This window comes from bacterium SCSIO 12827, from assembly GCA_024397995.1.
Lineage (GTDB): Bacteria > Pseudomonadota > Alphaproteobacteria > Rhodospirillales > Casp-alpha2 > UBA1479.
The window spans coordinates 1,662,985-1,682,229 of record CP073746.1; the positions used below are offsets into that span (position 1 = coordinate 1,662,985).

General features: G+C 63.5%; 20 protein-coding genes and 1 tRNA gene. 13 read left to right on the forward strand and 8 right to left on the reverse strand.

Annotation, left to right across the window (positions count from 1 at the left end):
- Window positions 1–9: 9 nt before the first annotated feature.
- From KFF05_07755 to KFF05_07770, 4 genes are all read right to left on the reverse strand, one after another.
- The gene (locus tag KFF05_07755) at window positions 10–1,704 is read right to left on the reverse strand and encodes a tetratricopeptide repeat protein (protein UTW53234.1); all 1,695 of its coding nucleotides are present in this window, start codon (window positions 1,702–1,704) and stop codon (window positions 10–12) included.
- Between the two features lie 82 nt (window positions 1,705–1,786).
- Window positions 1,787–2,488 carry an NAD(P)H-dependent oxidoreductase gene (locus KFF05_07760; GenBank protein UTW53235.1) on the reverse strand — a complete coding sequence of 234 codons (702 nt, stop codon included), beginning with the start codon at window positions 2,486–2,488 and terminating at the stop codon, window positions 1,787–1,789.
- An 8-nt stretch (window positions 2,489–2,496) separates the two neighbouring features.
- Complete coding sequence (locus tag KFF05_07765) at window positions 2,497–3,432, reverse strand: N-carbamoyl-D-amino-acid hydrolase (protein ID UTW53236.1); 936 nt, start codon at window positions 3,430–3,432, stop codon at window positions 2,497–2,499.
- A gap of 75 nt (window positions 3,433–3,507) precedes the next feature.
- A complete protein-coding gene (locus tag KFF05_07770) occupies window positions 3,508–4,899 on the reverse strand; it encodes an SLC13/DASS family transporter (protein UTW53237.1) in 1,392 nt (463 codons plus the stop codon).
- Between the two features lie 155 nt (window positions 4,900–5,054).
- Here KFF05_07770 and KFF05_07775 point away from each other — a divergent pair, with 155 nt between their 5' ends.
- From KFF05_07775 to KFF05_07785, 3 genes are all read left to right on the forward strand, one after another.
- Window positions 5,055–5,285 (forward strand): 2TM domain-containing protein, encoded by a 231-nt coding sequence (locus KFF05_07775; protein UTW53238.1) that lies wholly within the window; start codon window positions 5,055–5,057, stop codon window positions 5,283–5,285.
- Window positions 5,286–5,477: 192 nt separating this feature from the next.
- Window positions 5,478–7,463 (forward strand): acetyl/propionyl/methylcrotonyl-CoA carboxylase subunit alpha, encoded by a 1,986-nt coding sequence (locus KFF05_07780; GenBank protein ID UTW53239.1) that lies wholly within the window; start codon window positions 5,478–5,480, stop codon window positions 7,461–7,463.
- Window positions 7,464–7,489: 26 nt separating this feature from the next.
- Complete coding sequence (locus KFF05_07785) at window positions 7,490–7,777, forward strand: acylphosphatase (GenBank protein UTW53240.1); 288 nt, start codon at window positions 7,490–7,492, stop codon at window positions 7,775–7,777.
- On the opposite strand, the gene KFF05_07790 is transcribed toward KFF05_07785, so the two are convergent.
- Both KFF05_07790 and KFF05_07795 read right to left on the reverse strand, forming a co-directional pair.
- The gene (locus tag KFF05_07790) at window positions 7,774–9,798 is read right to left on the reverse strand and encodes a HAMP domain-containing protein (protein UTW53241.1); all 2,025 of its coding nucleotides are present in this window, start codon (window positions 9,796–9,798) and stop codon (window positions 7,774–7,776) included. The two genes, KFF05_07785 and KFF05_07790, sit on opposite strands and share 4 nt — an antisense overlap.
- A 257-nt stretch (window positions 9,799–10,055) precedes the next feature.
- Window positions 10,056–10,580 (reverse strand): heme-binding protein, encoded by a 525-nt coding sequence (locus KFF05_07795; protein ID UTW53242.1) that lies wholly within the window; start codon window positions 10,578–10,580, stop codon window positions 10,056–10,058.
- Between the two features lie 143 nt (window positions 10,581–10,723).
- Here KFF05_07795 and KFF05_07800 point away from each other — a divergent pair, with 143 nt between their 5' ends.
- Window positions 10,724–11,683, forward strand: a complete 960-nt coding sequence (locus KFF05_07800; GenBank protein UTW53243.1) for an MBL fold metallo-hydrolase — start codon at window positions 10,724–10,726, stop codon at window positions 11,681–11,683.
- 9 nt (window positions 11,684–11,692) lie between these two features.
- Here KFF05_07800 and KFF05_07805 read toward each other — a convergent pair whose 3' ends face one another.
- Together KFF05_07805 and lipB are read right to left on the reverse strand one after the other, a co-directional pair.
- Window positions 11,693–12,091, reverse strand: coding sequence for a hypothetical protein (locus tag KFF05_07805; protein UTW53244.1), 399 nt, complete (start codon window positions 12,089–12,091; stop codon window positions 11,693–11,695).
- A 10-nt stretch (window positions 12,092–12,101) separates the two neighbouring features.
- The gene (gene lipB / locus KFF05_07810; protein ID UTW53245.1) at window positions 12,102–12,764 is read right to left on the reverse strand and encodes a lipoyl(octanoyl) transferase LipB; all 663 of its coding nucleotides are present in this window, start codon (window positions 12,762–12,764) and stop codon (window positions 12,102–12,104) included.
- A 110-nt stretch (window positions 12,765–12,874) separates the two neighbouring features.
- Between lipB and KFF05_07815 the strand changes: the two genes are divergently transcribed.
- From KFF05_07815 to KFF05_07855, 9 genes are all read left to right on the forward strand, one after another.
- Window positions 12,875–12,961, forward strand: a tRNA-Leu gene (locus KFF05_07815).
- A 170-nt stretch (window positions 12,962–13,131) separates the two neighbouring features.
- Window positions 13,132–14,547 carry a magnesium transporter gene (gene mgtE, locus KFF05_07820; protein ID UTW53246.1) on the forward strand — a complete coding sequence of 472 codons (1,416 nt, stop codon included), beginning with the start codon at window positions 13,132–13,134 and terminating at the stop codon, window positions 14,545–14,547.
- A 71-nt stretch (window positions 14,548–14,618) separates the two neighbouring features.
- On the forward strand, window positions 14,619–15,035 hold the full coding sequence (locus KFF05_07825) for a MerR family DNA-binding transcriptional regulator (GenBank protein ID UTW53247.1): 417 nt from the start codon (window positions 14,619–14,621) through the stop codon (window positions 15,033–15,035).
- A gap of 109 nt (window positions 15,036–15,144) precedes the next feature.
- Window positions 15,145–15,936, forward strand: coding sequence for an aspartate dehydrogenase (locus KFF05_07830; GenBank protein ID UTW53623.1), 792 nt, complete (start codon window positions 15,145–15,147; stop codon window positions 15,934–15,936).
- 82 nt (window positions 15,937–16,018) lie between these two features.
- On the forward strand, window positions 16,019–16,486 hold the full coding sequence (locus KFF05_07835) for a PaaI family thioesterase (protein UTW53248.1): 468 nt from the start codon (window positions 16,019–16,021) through the stop codon (window positions 16,484–16,486).
- A 9-nt stretch (window positions 16,487–16,495) separates the two neighbouring features.
- On the forward strand, window positions 16,496–16,888 hold the full coding sequence (locus tag KFF05_07840; protein UTW53249.1) for a hypothetical protein: 393 nt from the start codon (window positions 16,496–16,498) through the stop codon (window positions 16,886–16,888).
- Window positions 16,885–17,322: a hypothetical protein gene (locus KFF05_07845; GenBank protein UTW53250.1), complete on the forward strand. Its 438-nt coding sequence runs from the start codon at window positions 16,885–16,887 to the stop codon at window positions 17,320–17,322. The genes KFF05_07840 and KFF05_07845 overlap by 4 nt, the downstream gene beginning before the upstream one ends.
- Before the next feature lie 18 nt (window positions 17,323–17,340).
- Window positions 17,341–18,528, forward strand: a complete 1,188-nt coding sequence (locus tag KFF05_07850; protein ID UTW53251.1) for an acetyl-CoA C-acyltransferase — start codon at window positions 17,341–17,343, stop codon at window positions 18,526–18,528.
- 26 nt (window positions 18,529–18,554) lie between these two features.
- Window positions 18,555–19,241: an SDR family oxidoreductase gene (locus KFF05_07855; protein UTW53252.1), complete on the forward strand. Its 687-nt coding sequence runs from the start codon at window positions 18,555–18,557 to the stop codon at window positions 19,239–19,241.
- The last annotated feature ends 4 nt before the right edge of the window (window positions 19,242–19,245 follow it).

Below are 19,245 nucleotides of genomic sequence, written 5' to 3' on the forward strand. Positions count from 1 at the left end.
ACATCCGTGTCAGCGGATGTCGAAGGCGATTGAGTGGCGTAGGCCTTCCTGAGTGAATGGTTTGACGCCGTGCCAGACATAGGACGGGAACAGCACCAATAGCCCCGGTTGCGGCCGGATCAGGCGGCGGGTCCGGTTCCGATCGCTGACGAAGGTGTCGGGCGGGGCGCCGAATTGAATGCAGCCTTCACCGGACGCCCATCGCGCTTCGTCCAGGTCGGGGGTCTTCACGTAGTAAACCCCCGACAGCCAGCCTTCGTTATGGACGTGGCTGGCGTCATATCCGGCACCGTAGAGGATCGTCGACCAAGCGCCGGTAAACTGGAAATCCCGATTGATGTAGCGCAGGAACGGGTGCTCGGGGTCGTCCTGCAGGCCGTCGACGTAGGCGCGGATCGCATCAAGGATCAGGTTCCGAACGATCAGGACATTGCCGGACGCGTTCTTGAACAGGTTGTTGGGGATTTGCGTGCCGCCGCGCATGGTCTGATCAAGGGGCAGAGAGCCTTTTTGATGGTGCTTCTCAAGCTCGGTGTGGAGGGTGTCGTTAAAGGCCTTGATGTCCGAAAACCCGGGGGGCGTGGGCAGCACTTGGGTGACCACGTCGGTATCGTAATCCACGAAATCGTCAACGGCCGGGTCCTCGGCTTCGACCATGGCGATGGTCATGGTGCCGATGACGGAACTCATGCGCGGAACGATCCGATGGGCCTTCATGAGCACAGTCACGGCATCCGCAGCGCGGCCGGCGCGGATCAGGCTTTGCCCGTGGCTTTCCAGAATTTGCGGATTGTCCGGCTCCAGCTCGCCCGCCCTGGCATGATGGGTCAGGGCTTCATCGTGCTGTCCCTGCATGGACAGAGACCAGCCGAGGCAGGTCAGCGCGATGGCTTGGTCCGGATCGATCTCCAGGGCGCGGCGCAGGATCGGCTCGGCCTCGGCGAATTGTTCGTCCTGGGCCAGTTCCCAGCCGTATTGTTCGTAGACCTTAGGGTTCTGCGGCATGGCGTCCAGCGCCCAACGGAAGGTGTCGTAGCGCTCGTCCTCGCGGTTCATGGCGTTCATGAGTCCCTTGAAGGTCTTATGGGCGTCGATATGCAGCGGGTCGAGCTTGACCGCGGCCCAGCAGGATTCCAGGGCGTCGTCGTACTGATCGAACAGGAACTGCAGGGACGCCAGCGCGGCGTGGGTGTCGGGGATGCCGCCGCTGACGTCGATGGCTTTTTTCAGGGCCGCCATGGCCGCGGCGTGCTGACCGCCGTCACGCAGCGCAATGCCGTAATTATGGAGGATTTCCGGTTCGTCCGGGGTGATCTGGAGGGCGGTCTTGAAGCTTGCGATCGCCCCGTCCAGGTCGTCAAGCCGTTGCTGAGCCATGCCCAGGTTGTTCAGCGTGTCGGCGTTCTTGGGAGCAAGGGCGAGGGCGCGCTGGTAGTTGGCGCGTGCCGAGGCGGGGTCGTTCCGATAGAACTGCGCCAAGCCCAGGTTATTGAAATAATTCGGATTTTTGTCGTTCAGCCGGGTCGCCTGGGTCAAGGACTCGATGGCGCCGAGCAGGTCGCCCATCTGCATGCAGGCGACGCCGAGCAGATGATGGGCTTCCGCATGGCCGGGGTTGGCGCGGATGAATTCGCGGTACAGGCGCTGGGCATCCTGAAGTCTGCCGGATTGGTGCGCGGCGAATGCCTCTTGCAGTAAATTCACGTTGGGCGCTCTCGAACAAACGGCATGAAGATGACCAAAGGTTTAGCCCAGCGCTGGCCGGGGGACCAGCCGTTATCCAGCCCTACTTGGGCCGCATGGCATCGTCGAAGTTGTCGAGCGAGGGAAAGGTGAGGGGCGCGAGGGTGTCCAGGGTCCGCAGGCGCTCGCCATATGCATCAAGATATCCCGCCCGCGTGGCGTCATCCACATAGGGCACGTGCCAGGCGACGAAGGGCGGCAGCACGGTCATCCCCGTATAGGCCAGGGTGCCCTGCAACAGCGGCTTCAGCATGTCGTCGAGGTGCCCGTGGATCGCGGCGTCACTGTCCAGCATGTGTTCCCGCCCGCCGAGCGTCAGGGTCAGCATGGCGCGCTTCCCCGCCAATCCGCCCCGGTCATAGAACCGCCGCCCACCGTAGGTCAGGCCCGAGATCAACACCCGGTCGATCCAGCCCTTGAGGATCGCCGGCACGGAAAACCAGTAGAGCGGGAAATGCAGGATCAGTAGGTCGCACCACTTCAGTTTCTCGATCTCGGCCGCGATATCGGGCGCGAGGGTGCCGGTCTCATGGCCGTGGCGTTGTTCGAGCGCATAGACCAGATAGTTTGGGTCGGCACGGTCTCCGAAATCCGCCGGTCCCGCCACCGGGTTGAAGTCCATGGCGTAAAGGTCCGAGACCTTTGCTGCATGTCCCAAGCCGTCAAGAATCTTGACGGAATGATCGCGCAGCGCCGTGTTGAACGACCTCGGTTCCGGATGGGCGTGGACGATGAGGACGTTCATGGCGGCCGTTACTCCGGCGGTGGCACGGCGCCGGTGCGCTCCGTGATCAGGCCGTAATGTTCCGTGCGCCGGTGGGTGTCGAAGTTGAAGGTGGAGTTTTTCAAGAATGCGCAGGCATCCAGGTCGCAGTCATGGACGATGACCTCGTCGTCTTCGGTCTGGGCCTCGGCCACCACCTGGCCGTCCGGGTTGATGATGCAGGACCCACCCATCAGGTGATAGCCGGGTGCTTCCTCACCGGCCTTGGCGACGCCGACCACCCAGGTCGCGTTCTGATAAGCCCCGGCCTGCATGGAAAGGCGCGAATGATGCATGCGCAGTTCCGGGGTGTCCGGGCCGCCGAGGCCGTTCCAACTGGGCGTGTTGTAGCCGAGCATCACCAGTTCGACCCCTTGCAGACCCATGACCCGATAGGTTTCCGGCCAGCGACGGTCGTTGCAGATGCACATGCCCATGACCCCGCCCATGGTGCGCCACACGGGAAAGCCCAGGTTGCCCGGCTCGAAATAGCGCTTTTCCAGGTGTTGGAAGCGCCGTTCGGGTTCCAGTTCCGCATGGCCCGGCAGATGGACCTTGCGGTACTTGCCGACGGTCTTGCCGTCCTTGTCGACCAGGATTTGGGTGTTGAAGTGGTGGCCGTCGGGCGTCAGCTCCGCGAATCCAAGGGAAAAGCCGATCTTGTTGTCGGCGGCGTAGTCGAACAGGGGACGCGTTGCGTCGTTCGGCATTTCGCGTTCGAACCACAGGTCCATCTCGGCGCGGTCTTCCGCGTAGAAGCGGGGGAAGAAGGTGGTCAGCGCCGTTTCCGTATAGACGACCAGGTCGGCGCCCTTGGATTTGGCCTGCTTCATCATGTCGAGCAGGCGGGTGACGATAACCTCGCGGCTATCGGTTTCCAGGTTGGGCCCCTGTTGGGCGGCGGCGACGCGGACGATGCGGGTCATGGGTGTTTCCGTTTCTTGAATTTGTTGAATAGGCCTGGGCAGATTACGGGAGCATCGACAACCGGGACAAGAGGGCTAGCCGAACACCAGGGGAACGAGAACCAGCGCCGCCCCGGCGATCATCGCCGTGGCGATCAGGTTCAGGAAGATCCCGGCCGCACACATGTGCATGACGTCGAGCCGTCCGGCGGCGAACACGATGGCGTTGGGCGGGGTCGCCACGGGCATCATGAAGGCGCAACTGGCGGCCAGGGCCACGGGCACGGCGAAGGTCACGGCATCGAACCCCATGCTGACGGCAAGCGTCGCGGCGACGGGGATGAACACGGCGGCGGTTGCCGTGTTCGAGGTAATTTCGGTCAGGAACACGACCAGCCCGGTGATCGCCAGCAGCAGCAGGACCAGCGGCAGATGGCTGCCCCCGGCGACAAGACCGCCCAGCCAGCCGGCAAGGCCCGTCGTCTGAATGGCCTCGGCCAGGGAAAACCCGCCGCCCAGAAGAATCAAAATCCCCCAGGGCAGGTGGATGGCTTGGTCCCAATCCATCAGGAATTCCCGTTTTTTCAGATCCACGGGGATGGCGAAGGCGGCGACGGCACCCGTCAGGGCGATGGCCGTGTCGCTGACCGGAACGACCTCCGCGATCAGGGGTTGGAACACCCAGGCCAGGGCCACGGCAGCGAACAGAATGGCGGTCATTGCCTCGCCGCGTGTGGGTGGGGCGAGGTGGGCCTTTTCAGCCGCGATGCCGGCGGCGACACGGGCCAGGTCAAGGCCTTCCGCCGGGTAGAGGATCCCCGTCAGCAGCAGCCAGGCCGCCAATAGCATGACCCCCGCCAGGGGAATGCCGAGCAGCATCCAGCGCGCGAAGCCGAGGTCTACCCCATGGTTCTGCGCCAGGTATCCGGCCAGAAAGGCATTGGGCGGCGTGCCGATCAGGGTCGCCGTGCCACCGATGCTGGCGGCATAGGCGATGGCGAGCAACAGGCCGCGGGCAAATCGATCCTGGGCCGGTGTCGGCGGCACACCGTCCTGGCGGTGGCCCTCGATGAAGGCGACGACGCTAAGCCCGATCGGCACCATCATCAGGGTCGTCGCCGTGTTGGATACCCACATGCTGAGCCCCGCCGTGGCCAGCATGAAGCCGCCGATCAGGCGGTCCGGCCGCACCCCGGCCAGGGAGACGATGGCGATGGCGACACGACGGTGTAGGTTCCAGCGTTCGATGGTCAGCGCGATGACGAAGCCGCCGAGGAATAGGAACACCAGGGGATGGGCGTATGCCTGGGCCGCGTCGGCGGCCTTGGCGACACCCAACACGGGAAACAACAGAACCGGCAGCAAGGCGGTGACGGCCAGAGGCACGGCCTGGGTCAGCCACCACACGGCCATCCAGATTGCAACCCCGGCGGTCAGCCAGGCTTCCTGCACCAGGCCCTCGGGTGCCGGCAGGGCAGCCAGGGCCATGCACAGAGCCGGTCCCGTCACCAATCCGACGAGCGGCGCGGCAGGGCGGGCACCTTCGGGGTTGGGGGAGGGGGGAATCTAAGGTCATCACGGCTTCCTGTGCTGGCAGTAGCGGCGGGGCGGGCCTAGATTAAGGGCCAGATGAAGGACACGCCATGAACGATCACGATTCTGCCGGTGACGCGCGCACACGCCGACGCCTCAAGGGCTTTGCCCTGCATTTGATGGCATATTTTATCACCATCGCCGGCTGCGCTGCTTTGAACTACCTCAAGACACCGGATCAATTGTGGTTCATTTATCCGATGGTTGCATGGGGTGCACCGCTGGCGTTGCATGCGGCCTGGGTGATGGGGTTGTTCGATGGCTTGACCCGAAGGAACTAGGCGGCGAATGCCGCAAACAGGTCCGAAACGGCCAATTCTACTAGTAGAATCAACGCGGGAAGCCGAATTTTGCGCTGCAATAGCGTGTGAATTCGGTTACACCATTGGCGGGGCTGGATTGGCCGTTTCAGGCCAGAAAGACGAACCGTCGCAGGTTCAAACACGTAAATAACAAACAGGGCCGTCCGAATAATGTTCAAAAAAATTCTCATCGCCAACCGGGGTGAAATCGCCTGTCGCGTCATGAAGACGGCGAAGAAGATGGGGATCAAGACCGTCGCCGTCTATTCCGATGCGGACAAGCTCGCCCTGCATACGGAAATGGCTGACGAGGCTGTGCACATCGGCGCCTCCGCGTCATCGGACAGCTATCTGGTGATCGACAAGATTCTCGCCGCCATCGAGCAGACGGGGGCGGACGCCGTCCATCCGGGTTATGGCTTCCTGTCGGAAAACGCCAAGTTCGCCGAGGCTTTGGCCAAGAAGGGGGTCGCCTTTATCGGCCCGCCCGTGGGGGCGATAAACGCCATGGGCGACAAGATCGAATCCAAGAAGTTGGCGGAAAAGGCCAAGGTCAGCGTCGTTCCCGGTCATACTGAAGCGGTTGCGGATCCCGACATGGCGGTCAAGATCGCCAACAAGATCGGCTATCCGGTGATGCTCAAGGCGTCGGCCGGCGGCGGCGGCAAGGGCATGCGCATCGCCCATAACGACGAAGAATGCCGCGACGGCCTGGAACGTGCGCGGTCCGAGGCCGCGTCCAGCTTTGGCGACGACCGGGTGTTCGTCGAGAAATACATCGTCCAGCCCCGCCACATCGAAATTCAGGTTCTGGCCGACAAGCACGGCAACTGTGTCTATCTGAACGAGCGCGAATGCTCCATCCAGCGCCGCCACCAGAAGGTGCTGGAAGAGGCCCCGTCGCCGTTCCTCGACGCCAAGACCCGCAAGGCCATGGGCGAACAGGCCGTGGCCCTGGCCCAGGCGGTGGATTATTGCTCCGCCGGGACCGTGGAATTCATCGTCGACAAGGACAAGAATTTCTTCTTCCTGGAAATGAACACGCGGCTGCAGGTCGAACATCCGGTGACCGAGTTCATTACCGGCCTGGACCTGGTCGAACTGATGATCCGCGTCGCGGCGGGGGAAAAGCTGCCGTTTGCCCAGAAAGACGTGCCGCTTAATGGCTGGTCCGTCGAGGCCCGCATCTACGCCGAGGACCCGTTCCGCAACTTCCTGCCGTCGACGGGCCGTTTGGTGCGCTACCGCCCGCCGGCCGAGACGGAAACCGTGCGCGTCGACACCGGCGTGTTCGAAGGCGGCGAGATTTCTATGTTCTACGACCCCATGGTCGCCAAGCTGGTGACTTACGGCAAGGACCGGAATGCCGCCATGGACGAGATGGCCCGCGCCCTGGACCGTTTCCAGATTATCGGCATCGCCAACAACATCGCCTTCCTGTCGGCCCTGATGGCGCACGAGCGGGTGCGCTCAGGCGAATTCTCCACCAACTTCATCGCCGAGGAATATCCCGACGGCTTCAACCCCAAGGACGCCGTGCAGGACGACCCGACCCTGATCGTCGCCGTCGCCGCCGCCATGCACCGTGCCTATCAGGACCGCGCCGCCGATATCAGTGGCCAGGTCGAGGGCCATTCCCGTGCCGTTTCCGCCGATTGGGTGGTCGTTCTGGGCCGCGATCCGCACCCGGTCAGCGTCGATCCCGCGGACGGCGGTTATGACGTCACTTATGGTGGCAAGACCTTGAAATTACGGACGGATTGGCAGCTCGGCGATAGCCTGATGGAACTCACGCTGGACGGCAAACCGCAGAGCGTGCAGGTCGGGCGCGTCGATATCGCCTACCGCATCATCCATGCGGGGACGGAATCCCGCGCCCTGGTGCTCAGCCCCGGCACGGCTGAGTTGTACCGCCACATTCCGGAAAAACTGCCGCCCGATACGTCCAAGTTCCTGATGTCGCCCATGCCGGGCCTGCTGGTCTCGCTCGCCGTTGCGGTCGGGCAGGAGGTCAAGGCGGGCGAGGAGCTTTGCGTTCTTGAGGCCATGAAGATGGAAAACGTCATGCGGGCCGAAAAGGACGCCGTGATCAAGGAGATCAAGGCGGCCCCCGGCGACAGCCTGATGGTCGACCAGATCATTCTGGAGTTCGAGTGACCATTTCGCGGGGGTGACGCGCCGTCATGCCTGATGCCGTCGAAACCGTTCATGTCGTCATTTCCGGCCGGGTCCAGGGCGTGTGGTTCCGCGGCTGGACCTGTGAGCAGGCGAGGGCGCTCGGCCTGAGCGGCTGGGTCCGCAACCGCCGCGACGGCACGGTCGAGGCCGTGTTTTCGGGCTCTTTAGATGCCGTCGACCAAATGATCGCAAGATGCCACGAAGGCCCGCCAGCGGCGCGGGTCGAAAGTGTCACCCGCGCGCCGGCAGCCGCCCCCGGCATGGCCGGGTTCGACGCCCTGCCGACGGTCTAGGCCGCCCGCACTCCGCTCAGGAATTTCTCGACCTGCTGTTTCAGGTGATCGGCCTGGGTGTTCAGGGAACTGGCGACACTGGTGACCTGGGTCGCCGCGGTCCCCGTTTCACCGGCCGAATGGGTCACCTCGATGATGTTGGAGGTGACCTCCTGGGTGCCGGTCGAGGCCTGTTCCACGTTACGTGCGATCTCGCTGGTGGCGGCCCCCTGTTCCTCTACGGCGGAGGCGATGGTGCTGGCGATTTCGCTCATCTCGTTGATGGTCGAGGTGATTGATTTGATCGCCCGCACGGCATCGTTGGTTTCCGCCTGGATATCGGCAATCTGCTGGCTGATCTCGTCGGTTGCCTTGGCGGTTTGGTTGGCCAGATTCTTGACCTCGGAGGCAACCACGGCGAAGCCCTTGCCGGCGTCACCGGCGCGGGCCGCTTCGATGGTGGCGTTCAGCGCCAACAGGTTGGTCTGCTCGGCGATGTCGGTGATCAAATTGACGACCTCGCCGATACGATGGGCGGCGCGGGCCAGACCCTGGATCTGCGCGTCCGTGTGGTTGGCCTCGGTGACCGCCCGTTCGGCGACGTTGGACGACTGGGCGACTTGCCGGGAAATTTCCTGGATCGAACTGGACAGCTCCTCCGTCGCCGTGGCGACGGTCTGGACATTGGCCGAGGCCTGTTCGGCCGCTCCGGCGACCGCGGATGCTCGTTCGTTGGTGCCGTCGGCGATCTTGGACATGGTTGACGCCGTTGAGGTCATCTCGGCCGCCGATGTGCTTAGGGATTGCAGCAGTGCCGAGACGTCGGAATCGAACGATCCGGTCAAGGCCTCGATCTGGCGGCCGCGTTCCTCGCGCCGTTTCTGGGCCTCCCGTTCGCGGGCGGCAAGGTCGTCGGCCTTGATCATGCTTTCCTTGAACACCAGAACGGCGCGCGCCATGTCGCCGACTTCATCGCCGTTTTCCTGGCTGGGAATGTCGACGGTCTTGTCACCGCCGGCCAGCGCCGTCATGGCAGCCGTCAGGGCGGTCACGGGCCGCGCGATGCCGTTGCCGATCAGTAACGCCGCCAGAACGCCCAACAGGACGCTGACCCCGGCGACCACCAGGGTCACCATCATCGCCGTCTTCATGGCCTTGCTGGTGGCCGGCCCGAGGGTTTCCTGTACGGTCTTCAGATCGTTTCGCAGGTCGTTCATCAAGGCCGCGATATTGGGGCCGACAAAGCCGATGGTGCCGAGCACGACCTCGTCGCGCTGGGCCATGACCTCGCTTACCTCCGTAAGCGCGGCTTCGTACTGTTCCTGCATCGTGGCGACCTCGGCAGTGGTGGCCTTGCGGTCCTCGTCGAACAGTTCGTTCTGCAGTTCGGCGACGTTTTCCTTCATCACGGCGGCAGCTTCCATGGCCTTGTCGAAATCGTCGAGCTGGTTGGTCGTGATGAACTTGTTCGCGTAAAGGCGCATGAGCAGCAGTGAGCGTTGGGTCTTCGCCGCGTGGTAGGCGGCGGACACGTCCGTCTCGTCATAGGACTTCTGCATGAGGGCGGTAAGTTTGGCTTCCATGTCCGGGCCGATGACGTCCATCCGGCTTTGGGCGATGGAGTTCCGCTTGGTCTGCAGGGACGTGACCTGATCGAATGCGGACCGGTAAGTGCCCAGGTTTTCGATGGCGTTGGTGATCGTCTTCTTGCGCTTGGGGTCGGTAATCTGGCTGTCCAGAGTCTCGATCAAGGTCATGGTTTCGGAAATACGATCCTCGAATTCCGCGATGGCGTCCTCCGACGATTGGGTGATGTAATCACCGACCGCCAATTGAGCCTTCTGCAGGGTGGCCTGCACCATGGCGGCCCGGTTCGACAGGGCGGCTTGTTCACGGTACTGGGTGAAGTTGCTTTCGCCGCTCTGCAGGCTGACGCCGCCCGTTGTGCTGATGACCAGCAACAGGGCCAGGACGATCCCAAAGCCGATGAAGATCTTGGTTTGGATCTTCGTGTTGTTCATGAACGACAGAAACAAAGACATGGTGCGGACTCTCCTTCATACGCGATGCCGCGCGGACCGGCCCGGTCTGCGGCAATGGTCGGCAATACACGGTATATTTAAGCGGAGAAATCTGGCCGTTAGTCATACTTTAAAAATAAGACCGAACGGGCGAATTAAAATAATTATATAAATCAGATTGTTAGTAGAGTTTTTTAATTTTCCATGGCACAAAATTGTATACGATAAAACGCAATTTTTTGTCAGGTTTTTGTCATTTTCGCTGCCGTGACAAGCGCTTAATCCGCGAAATCGAGGATATCGCGCACCTTGTCGATGCCGCCGCGCGCGCATTCCGCATCGATGTCGCCGCCCGGCGCGCCGGACACGCCGACCGCGCCGACAAGGGAGCCGGCAACGCGAATCTGTACCCCGCCGTCCATCACGATGATGCCCTGCATCTGGTTCAATTCGGGGCGGATGTCGTCACGGTTTTTGCGCATGTCACCGGAATCCACGCCGGACATGACGACCAGCCCGGCCTTGCGTTCGGCGATTTCCAGGGTGTGGCGGCTGGCCAGGGTATCGCGCTGGGCGGCGATCATGTTGCCGGCCCGGTCAAGCACAACAGCCGCGGCCTGATATCCCTTTTCCCGGCAGGTGTGGACGGCGCCCTGGGCGATCGTGGCCGCCAAGTCCGACGACATGATGCGAACCTTGATGATTTCGCCTTCCGCCTGTGCGGGCGGGGCGGCAAGGGCCGTGACGGCAAGGGCGGCGGCGGCGAGGGCGGCGGCGGCGAGGGCGGCATGCAGCTGTTTCATGGTGGTGGTCCTCTCCATTTGGCGCGCGGGCAGGCGGGGGAGAATTCGCGCGAAATCTCATATTCGACTTTTTTTAACTGTTATCGCATAGTTGGGCAATCCCCAACCGGGTCCCTACCCTGCAACGACGACAGGACTCCCACATGAAACGTTTATTCGCATTGATCTGCGTCATTCTCGGCATCGCGGCCGCCGCCGACGCACGGGCCAGCGAAGCCATCGCCGACCAGTATCCGGCCTCCGCCCTTTACGCCAAGCCGGTCGAGGTCATCCCCCATGTCTGGTCAGCGATCGGCGCGACGGCGCCGCCGACCTATGAGAATTGGGGACACAACAACAACCTCAGCTTCATCGTCACCGGCGACGGCGTGATCGTGGTCAACGGCGGCGGGGCCTACCTTCTGGCCAAAGCCCTGCACGACGAGATCAAGCGCATCACCGCGCAACCGGTAAAGCTGGTCATCAACGAGAACGGCCAGGGCCATGCCATGCTCGGTAATTCATACTGGGCCGAGCAGATGGTGCCGATCCTGGCCCATGTGGACGCGGCCAAGGAATTCGCGGCCCGGGGCGCGCAGATCCTGGCCTCGGCCCAGGGCATGCTGAAGGAGAGGGCCGAGGGCACACGGATCGTCGGCCCCACGGAAACCTTCGCCGACAAACGCGAAATCAAGATGGGCGGCTTCCGCATCGAGGTTCTGCACCTGGGCCCGGCCCATAGCCCGGGGGATACCCAGGTCTGGCTGCCCGAACAATCCCTGGTCATCGCCGGCGACATGGCCTTTCACGAACGCATGCCGCCGATCTTCGACGATACGGACACCAAGGGCTGGATCGAAACCTGGGCCGGGCCTTTCGAGGGGCTGAAGGCGACCTATGTCATCCCCGGCCACGGCCATCCGACCAATATGGCCCAGGTGCGGCGCTACACCCACGACTACCTGGTCTACCTGCGCGGCAAGATCCGCGAACACCTGGAGGGTGGCGGCGACCTGAAGGGCGCCTATTACGTGGACCAGTCGGCCTTTGCCCACCTCGACACCTTCAAGCAACTGGCGACCCGCAACGCCGGGCGCGTGTTCGTGCAGATGGAATTCGAATAGGCGGCGCCGTCAGGGGCCGAAGCTGGACCGTGACTGAATGCCCCAACGGCCGTTCAGGCGGGTCAGGATGTAGAGGGAATCATAGACGCCGATGACGCTGCCATCACTGCGGAACCGGGTATAGACCAGCTTCCAATGGGCCTTGTCGGCGTTGAACTGGATCAGCTCCCGTTCGTTCCATTCGCTGTGGTGCCAGTCGTCCTGGGCCTTCAGGCGGTCGAACAGGTCCATGGGATTGCTGTCCGGCCCGTCGTAGACGGTGACCTTGCCTTCCGCCAGGCGCGGGTGGGGGTAATGCATCAGGGCGGCCATGGCCTTGGCGTCGTAGGCGTTCAGCGCCGCCATGTGGCGATCGAGAAGGTCCAGCCCGGCAGCCTCGATGCCGGCCCTGTCGGGGGTGTCCCGCAAATTCCGCTCCTTAGTCATGAAGATTGCCGAAGACATCTTCGAAGGTCTGGCGCAGGATCACGTCGACCTCGGGTGTGGACGCCGTGATGCCGAGATCGACCAGGGACGTCACCCCGTGTTCCGCGATCCCGCAGGGGACGATGCCGTCAAAATGGCTGAGGTCCGGTTCGATGTTCAGGGACACCCCATGGAAGGTCACCCATTTGCGCAGGCGCACGCCGATGGCGGCGATCTTGTCTTCGCGGTACAGTTTTGACCCCGGCGCCCCCCGGGAAACCCAGATGCCGACCCGGCCGTCGCGCCGTTCACCGATGACGTTAAAGCGGGCGAGGGCGCGGATGATCCAATTTTCCAGGTCGCAGACGAAGGCGCGCACATCCTCGCCGCGCCGCTTCAGGTCGAGCATCACGTAGCCGACCCGCTGCCCGGGGCCGTGGTAGGTGTAGCGCCCGCCACGCCCGGTCTTATGGACGGGGAAGCGGTCCGGGTCCGTCAGTTCCGCCGGATCGGCGCTGGTCCCGGCGGTGTAGAGCGGTGGATGCTCCAGCAGCCAGACCATTTCCGGCGCGGTGCCGGCGCGGATCGCGGCCACGCGCTCCTCCATCACGGCCACGGCTTCGTCATAGGCCACGGGCGTGTCCGATATCCGCCATTCGACGCCTTGGTCTGTCATCAATTTCCTATTTGCTCCACCGTGGTCGCGCTTCCGCTTGATATGGGTGCGCCGATTTGCTATCTGCCGCCATGTATTTCGCAGGTGACGTGCTTGCGGCAAGGAAAAATGCGGTCGTGGCGGAATTGGTAGACGCGCAGCGTTGAGGTCGCTGTGGGAGAGATCCCGTGGAAGTTCGAGTCTTCTCGACCGCACCAAACCTTGTATTTGCATGAAAAAACCCGGGCCTTGGCCCGGGTTTTTTGCTTTTCCGGGCGAAATTGTAACCTATTCGGGCTATTGTCGGTTCCACGCGGAGCCTATGCGGACGGCCCGCAATCACACGCCATCGGCGGCTGCCTAGACCCCTGGATCGGAGACCCGTGCCATGAGCGAGCGCCCGGACGACACGCTTGAGATGGAGCCCGCCGCCAAGCCGGAGGAAAGCCTCGAGCCCGCCCATGACGATGTCGACGCCGCGGTCATCACGGCGCTGGACGCAGGCGATACCGCGGGCCTTAAGGAACTGGTCGACGGCCTGCATTACGCCGACGTCGCCGACATCGTCGAACGCCTGAGTGCCGACCGCCGTGAACAGCTGATCACCGAGATCGGCCCGGACATGGCGCCCGACGTGCTGGCCGAACTGGACGAGTCGGTGCGCGAGGAAATCTTCGAGGCCATGGCCCCGGAGCAGATCGCCGCCCACGTTCAGGAACTGGATTCCGACGACGCGGTGGAAATCGTCAACCAGATGGAGGCCCCCGAACAGCAGAAGGTGCTGGACGCCATGCCGGCGCCGGACCGGCGGCTGATCGAACAAAGCCTGTCCTACCCGGAGGAATCCGCCGGCCGCCTGATGCAGCGGGAAATCGTCACGGTGCCGACCCATTGGACCGTGGGCCAGACCATTGATTTCATGCGCCAAGCGGCCGAAGGCGACGACGACATCCTGCCGGATTCGTTCTACGACATCTTCGTCGTCGACCCGACGCACAAACCCGTCGGCACGATCCATTTGAGCCACCTTCTGCGCTCCAAGCGGCCCGTGAAGGTCTCTGACATCATGGAGACGGAACTGAAGCTGATTTCCGTCAACATGGACCAGGAAGACGTCGCCTTTCTGTTCCGCCAGCGCGACCTGGTATCCGCCCCCGTGGTCGACGAGGCGCAGCGCCTGGTCGGCGCCATCACCATCGATGACGTCGTCGACGTCATTCACGAGGAGCACGAGGAAGACATGCTGGCGTTGGCCGGGGTCGGCGAAGACGACTTGTACGACGCCGCCATCGACACCACCAAGGCGCGGTTCCGCTGGCTGCTGGTCAATCTGTTCACGGCGATCCTGGCGTCCCTGGTGATCGGCCTGTTCGCGACGACGCTGGAGCAGATCGTGGCCCTGGCCATTCTCATGCCCATCGTCGCCTCCATGGGCGGCAACGCCGGTACGCAGACCCTGACCGTGGCCGTGCGCGCCATGGCCATGCGGGAACTGACCGCGACCAATGCCTACCGCGTGATCGGCAAGGAAGTACTGGTCGGCACCATCAACGGCGTGTTGTTCGCCGTCATCACGGGCGCCATCGCCTGGTTCTGGTTCGGGCAACCGCAGATCGGCCTGATCATCGGCCTGGCCATGATCATCAACATGGTGGTCGCGGGCCTGGCCGGGGCCGCGATTCCACTCGTTCTCGACCGTTTCGGGATCGATCCGGCCATTGCGTCGTCGGTGTTCCTGACCACGGTCACGGACGTGGTCGGCTTCTTTGCCTTTCTGGGGCTGGCGGCGGTGTTCCTGCTCTAGCAGGGGCGGGGAAGGGGCCAGCGCGCCACGGCAAACTTTACGTTAACGTAAACGTTAGCTACAGTCCGGCCATGGCATTGGACCAGACACAATCGACCTTCGGCATCGCCGAACTGGCGCGCGAGTTCGGGATCACCACCCGCGCGATCCGGTTTTACGAGGACAAGGGCCTGCTGAACCCGGCGCGCGACGGTCAGCGCCGCGTCTACGGTTCCCGCGACCATGTGCGCCTGCGTCTGATCATGCGGGGCAAGCGGCTGGGCTTTTCGCTCGACGAGATTCGCGAAATGATTGACCTTTACGATGTCGATCCCAGCGAGGTGTCGCAACTTAAGCTGTTCATCGACAAGCTTCAGTTGCGGCGCGAACAGCTGCGCATCCAGCAGGAAGACATCGCCGAGACCCTGGCCGAACTGGACCGCCTGGAAGCCCAGTCTCAGGACCTTCTGGCCCAACGGGCGTCGGTACGCACCAAGGCCGCCGGTTGATCCCGCCATCCCTTGTGACCAAGATTGATTTTGGGCCGCCCCTGTGAGATGGAAGGGAGCGGAGGATACATCATTGCAAAATACCAAGAATACCCCCCTACGGGTCGCCATGGGCGGCCTGGGCGCTGTCGGTCTGCCGGTGGTGGAATGGCTTGATTCCGGCGAAGAGCCGGGCCTGCAACTTGTCGCCGTCTCGGCCGGCGACAAGGAACGGGCGGCCGGGCGCCTGGCCCATCTGAAGGCGCCGCCCCCGGTGATGGAGCTGGCCGAGCTGGCCGCCGTCGCCGATGTGATCGTCGAATGCGCGCCGCCGGAACACTTTCTCGACGTCTGCGGCCCGGCAGTCGAACAGGGCCGCATCCTGGTGCCGCTTTCGGTCAGCCAGCTTCTCCATCATATGGATCTGGTCGACCGGGCCCGCGAAACCGGCGCCACTATCGTTGTGCCGACGGGGGCGCTGGTCGGCCTGGACACGGTGCGTGCCGCCGCCGAAGGCAACCTGCGATCGGTCGTCATGCGCACCCACAAGCCCCCCGCCGGGTTCCAGAAAGCCCGCTGGGTGCAGGAGCAGGGCATCAACCTGATGGGATTGAACGCCCCGAAAAAGCTGTTCGAGGGCTCGGTCCGTGACGCCGCCGACAAATTCCCCGCCAACGTCAACGTGGCGGTCGCCCTGGGCTTGGCGGGGCTGGGCGTCGATGAAACGCGCTATGAGGTCTGGGCCGATCCGACGATCACCCGCAACACCCATTGGATCACCGTTGAATCCGACATCGTGCGGGTCGAAATGAACATCGCGGGCGAACCGACGGCGGAAAACCCGGCGACGGGCAAGATCGTGCCGCTTAGCATGATTGCCACCCTGCGCGGGCTGGTCAGCCCGCTGCGGGTCGGGACCTAGTCACCGATTGGTCTGGCGGGGGCGCGTTCGATGGTGATAATGGGCACGCGGCCCCTTGGCGGCGATACGCTGCCGCAACCCAATGGACATCATGACCACCGACTTCCAGCCCTTCGACGACGCCTTTGCTCAACGCGTGCGTGACAGTTTCGACAAGCAGGGCATTATGGGCCATATCGGTGCCCGTTTGGGTGAGGTTCGGCCCGGCTATTGCGAGATCGAATTACCCTATTCGGACGCCGTGTCGCAGCAGCACGGGTTTTTCCACGGCGGTGTCGTCGGTACCATCGCCGACAGCGCCGGCGGGTTCGCCGCTTTCAGCCTGATGGGGCCCGGTGACGGCGTTCTGACCGTGGAATACAAACTGAACCTGATGGCGCCCGCCGACGGGGAGGAACTGATCGCCCGCGGCTATGTGGTGCGGCCGGGCAAGACCCTGACCGTCAGCCGTGCCGAAGTCGTGGTGGTCAAGGACGGCCAGGCATTGCCCTGCGCCGCCCTGCAGCAAACCTTGATGCGCGTCCAGGGCCGCGCCGACGTAGTTGGATAGGGGCGTCCCATGAATGATCCGATGAATGAACAGAAACGGGAAGGCGTGGCCCAGTTCATGGCCCGTTGGTGCATCGATGGCTGGAAGGGCAAGATTCCCCTGACGCGCATGTTCTGGGGCGGCGGTGCCGTATGGTTTATCGGCTTTGCGCTCGAACGCGGTGTGGTCAACCTGTTCCGGGTGCCGCAGTCGCCTTATTTCGCGGGCGAACTTTATGTTCTCGATGGTCTGCTGCGGCTGTGTGAATGGATTTTGATGGCGTCTTTCGTGTGGTGGTGCATTGGCGTGTGGCGGTCCGTCGACCATGAAACGCCGGGCACCTGGCCGACCACGGCGCGTGGCATGGTGGCTTTGCTGGTGATCGCCAACATGGCCTCCGCATTCGTGGCGTTGTCGCGATGATCAACGACCAGACCCCCGTATACATCAACCTGCACGGCGGCGGTGGAATGCCAGGCGACGAGCCGCCGGAGCCGATCTTTTCCCGCTGCTGGCACGGCCGGGAGAGGCTGTGGGTCGTGTTCTGGGCTTATGGCATGTTCGGCACGGGCGTCGTTCTTGCCTGTGTCCTGGCCATGATCTTCATCGGCCTGCAACTCGGCCTTATGTTCGCGCCCCAGGACACCCATGGCGGTTACGTCGGCGGGATCACCGGCATGGCCCTTGGCGCGGCGGTGGCGGTACCTTATCTGATCTGGATGACGGTCAGTCTGTGGCGTTGTGCGCCCAATGTTGAAAACCCTGTCTGGACCCGTCTGATGCGCGGCTGGTTGATCGCGGAATGGATTGGCCTGGCCATGGCGGGATACAATTTCGCGCATCTTCTCAAGCTGTAAGAGGGGGGAGTGAATCCAATGAATGAAGACCCGATCGTCATTGCCGGTGCCGCGCGCACGCCCATGGGCGGGTTCCAGGGCGATCTGTCAGGGGCCCGCGCGCCGGACCTTGGCGCGGCGGCAATCAAGGCAGCGCTGGCGCGCGCCGGCATCGCACCCGAGGCCGTCGACGAGGTCTACATGGGCATCGTGCTGCCGGCCGGACTGGGCCAGGCCCCGGCGCGCCAGGCGGCCCTCGGCGCGGGCCTGCCGACCGCCGTGCCGGCCACCACGCTGAACAAGATGTGCGGCTCGGGCATGAAGGCCGCCATGCTGGCCCATGACGGCATTCTCGCAGGCGCCGGGGCGGTGATGGTCGCCGGCGGCATGGAAAGCATGTCCAACGCGCCCTACCTGCTGGATAAGGCGCGGGGCGGCTACCGCATGGGCCATGGCGCCGTGCTCGACCACATGTTCCTGGACGGGCTGGAGGACGCCTACGACAAGGGCCGCCTCATGGGCACCTTCGCCGAGGACACGGCGACCCATTACCAGTTCACTCGGGATGCCCAGGACGATTTCGCCCTGACGTCCCTGGACCGGGCCAAGACGGCGATCGAGGACGGTACTTTCGACCCCGAAGTCACGCCCGTCACGGTCAAGACCCGCAAGGGTGAGGTTACGGTCGAGCGGGACGAACAGCCCCTGAAGGCCAATCCGGAAAAGATCCGCGCCCTGAAACCGGCTTTCGCCAAGGACGGCACGGTGACGCCGGCCAATTCGTCGTCGATTTCCGACGGGGCGGCGGCATTGGTTCTGATGCGCCGGTCCGAAGCTGAAAAACGCGGGTTGGTGCCGCTGGCCGTCATTCACGGCCATGCGACCCATGCCCATGAACCCTGCTGGTTCACCACGGCACCGGTCGGCGCCATGCAAAAGCTTGTGGACAGGGTCGGCTGGGACCTCAAGGACGTCGATCTGTTCGAAATCAACGAAGCCTTCGCCGTCGTGACCATGGCGGCGATGCGCGATCTTGATCTGCCCCATGACAAGGTCAACGTGCACGGCGGCGCCTGTGCGCTGGGCCATCCCATCGGGGCGTCCGGGGCCAGGATCATGGTGACCTTGCTGGCGGCGCTGGAAAAATATGATCTGCGCAAGGGCATCGCGTCCTTGTGCATCGGTGGCGGCGAAGCCACGGCCGTGGCCGTCGAACGCATCACCTGAACACATAACGGCCAGGGGAGGAAACCATGCCGACAGTCTTCATCACCGGCGCCAACCGGGGGATCGGCCTGGAAATGGCGCGCCAGTACGGGGCCGACGGCTGGACCGTCGTGGCGACCTGCCGCAATCCCATCGCACCGGGCGAATTGGCGACGATCCAGGGTGATATCCGGGTCCACGGCCTGGACGTGGCCGACCACCGCCAGGTCGATCGTCTGGCCGGCGAGATGGCGGACACCAAGATCGACCTGCTGATCAACAATGCGGGGGTCTACGGCGACCGCAACTACGGTTATCAGGACATCGACTACGCGGATTGGGAACAATCGTTCCGCATCAACACCATGGCGCCGCTGAAGGTTGCCGGCGCGTTCCTGCCGCTGGTCGCTGCAAACGGCGGCGGCATGATCGCCACAGTGTCGTCGGTGCTGTCGTCGATCGCGGAATCGTCGCCCAATTCGGCATCCTATGCCTACCGCACGTCGAAGGCGGCGGTGAATATGGCCATGCATGTATTCGCCGAGGAAGTACGGGCGCAGGACGTCGCGGTGGTCCTGCTGCACCCCGGCTGGGTGCAGACCGACATGGGCGGTGCTGAGGCGGCGATTGATGCCCGGACCAGCGTCACGGGCATTCGCAAGGTTCTGGCGGATGCCGGCATGGCGGAAAGCGGGCGGCTGTTCGCCTATGACGGGCGCGAGATACCCTGGTAAGACG

Coding starts and splice junctions, on each gene's coding strand:
- KFF05_07760 (UTW53235.1), bottom strand. CDS start 2,488: ATGAACGTCCTCATCGTCCACGCCCATCCGGAACCGAGGTCGTTCAAC.
- KFF05_07765 (UTW53236.1), bottom strand. CDS start 3,432: ATGACCCGCATCGTCCGCGTCGCCGCCGCCCAACAGGGGCCCAACCTG.
- KFF05_07770 (UTW53237.1), bottom strand. CDS start 4,899: ATGGCCCTGGCTGCCCTGCCGGCACCCGAGGGCCTGGTGCAGGAAGCC.
- KFF05_07775 (UTW53238.1), top strand. CDS start 5,055: ATGAACGATCACGATTCTGCCGGTGACGCGCGCACACGCCGACGCCTC.
- KFF05_07780 (UTW53239.1), top strand. CDS start 5,478: ATGTTCAAAAAAATTCTCATCGCCAACCGGGGTGAAATCGCCTGTCGC.
- KFF05_07785 (UTW53240.1), top strand. CDS start 7,490: ATGCCTGATGCCGTCGAAACCGTTCATGTCGTCATTTCCGGCCGGGTC.
- KFF05_07790 (UTW53241.1), bottom strand. CDS start 9,798: ATGTCTTTGTTTCTGTCGTTCATGAACAACACGAAGATCCAAACCAAG.
- KFF05_07795 (UTW53242.1), bottom strand. CDS start 10,580: ATGAAACAGCTGCATGCCGCCCTCGCCGCCGCCGCCCTCGCCGCCGCC.
- KFF05_07800 (UTW53243.1), top strand. CDS start 10,724: ATGAAACGTTTATTCGCATTGATCTGCGTCATTCTCGGCATCGCGGCC.
- lipB (UTW53245.1), bottom strand. CDS start 12,764: ATGACAGACCAAGGCGTCGAATGGCGGATATCGGACACGCCCGTGGCC.
- mgtE (UTW53246.1), top strand. CDS start 13,132: ATGAGCGAGCGCCCGGACGACACGCTTGAGATGGAGCCCGCCGCCAAG.
- KFF05_07825 (UTW53247.1), top strand. CDS start 14,619: ATGGCATTGGACCAGACACAATCGACCTTCGGCATCGCCGAACTGGCG.
- KFF05_07830 (UTW53623.1), top strand. CDS start 15,145: ATGGGCGGCCTGGGCGCTGTCGGTCTGCCGGTGGTGGAATGGCTTGAT.
- KFF05_07835 (UTW53248.1), top strand. CDS start 16,019: ATGGACATCATGACCACCGACTTCCAGCCCTTCGACGACGCCTTTGCT.
- KFF05_07840 (UTW53249.1), top strand. CDS start 16,496: ATGAATGATCCGATGAATGAACAGAAACGGGAAGGCGTGGCCCAGTTC.
- KFF05_07845 (UTW53250.1), top strand. CDS start 16,885: ATGATCAACGACCAGACCCCCGTATACATCAACCTGCACGGCGGCGGT.
- KFF05_07850 (UTW53251.1), top strand. CDS start 17,341: ATGAATGAAGACCCGATCGTCATTGCCGGTGCCGCGCGCACGCCCATG.
- KFF05_07855 (UTW53252.1), top strand. CDS start 18,555: ATGCCGACAGTCTTCATCACCGGCGCCAACCGGGGGATCGGCCTGGAA.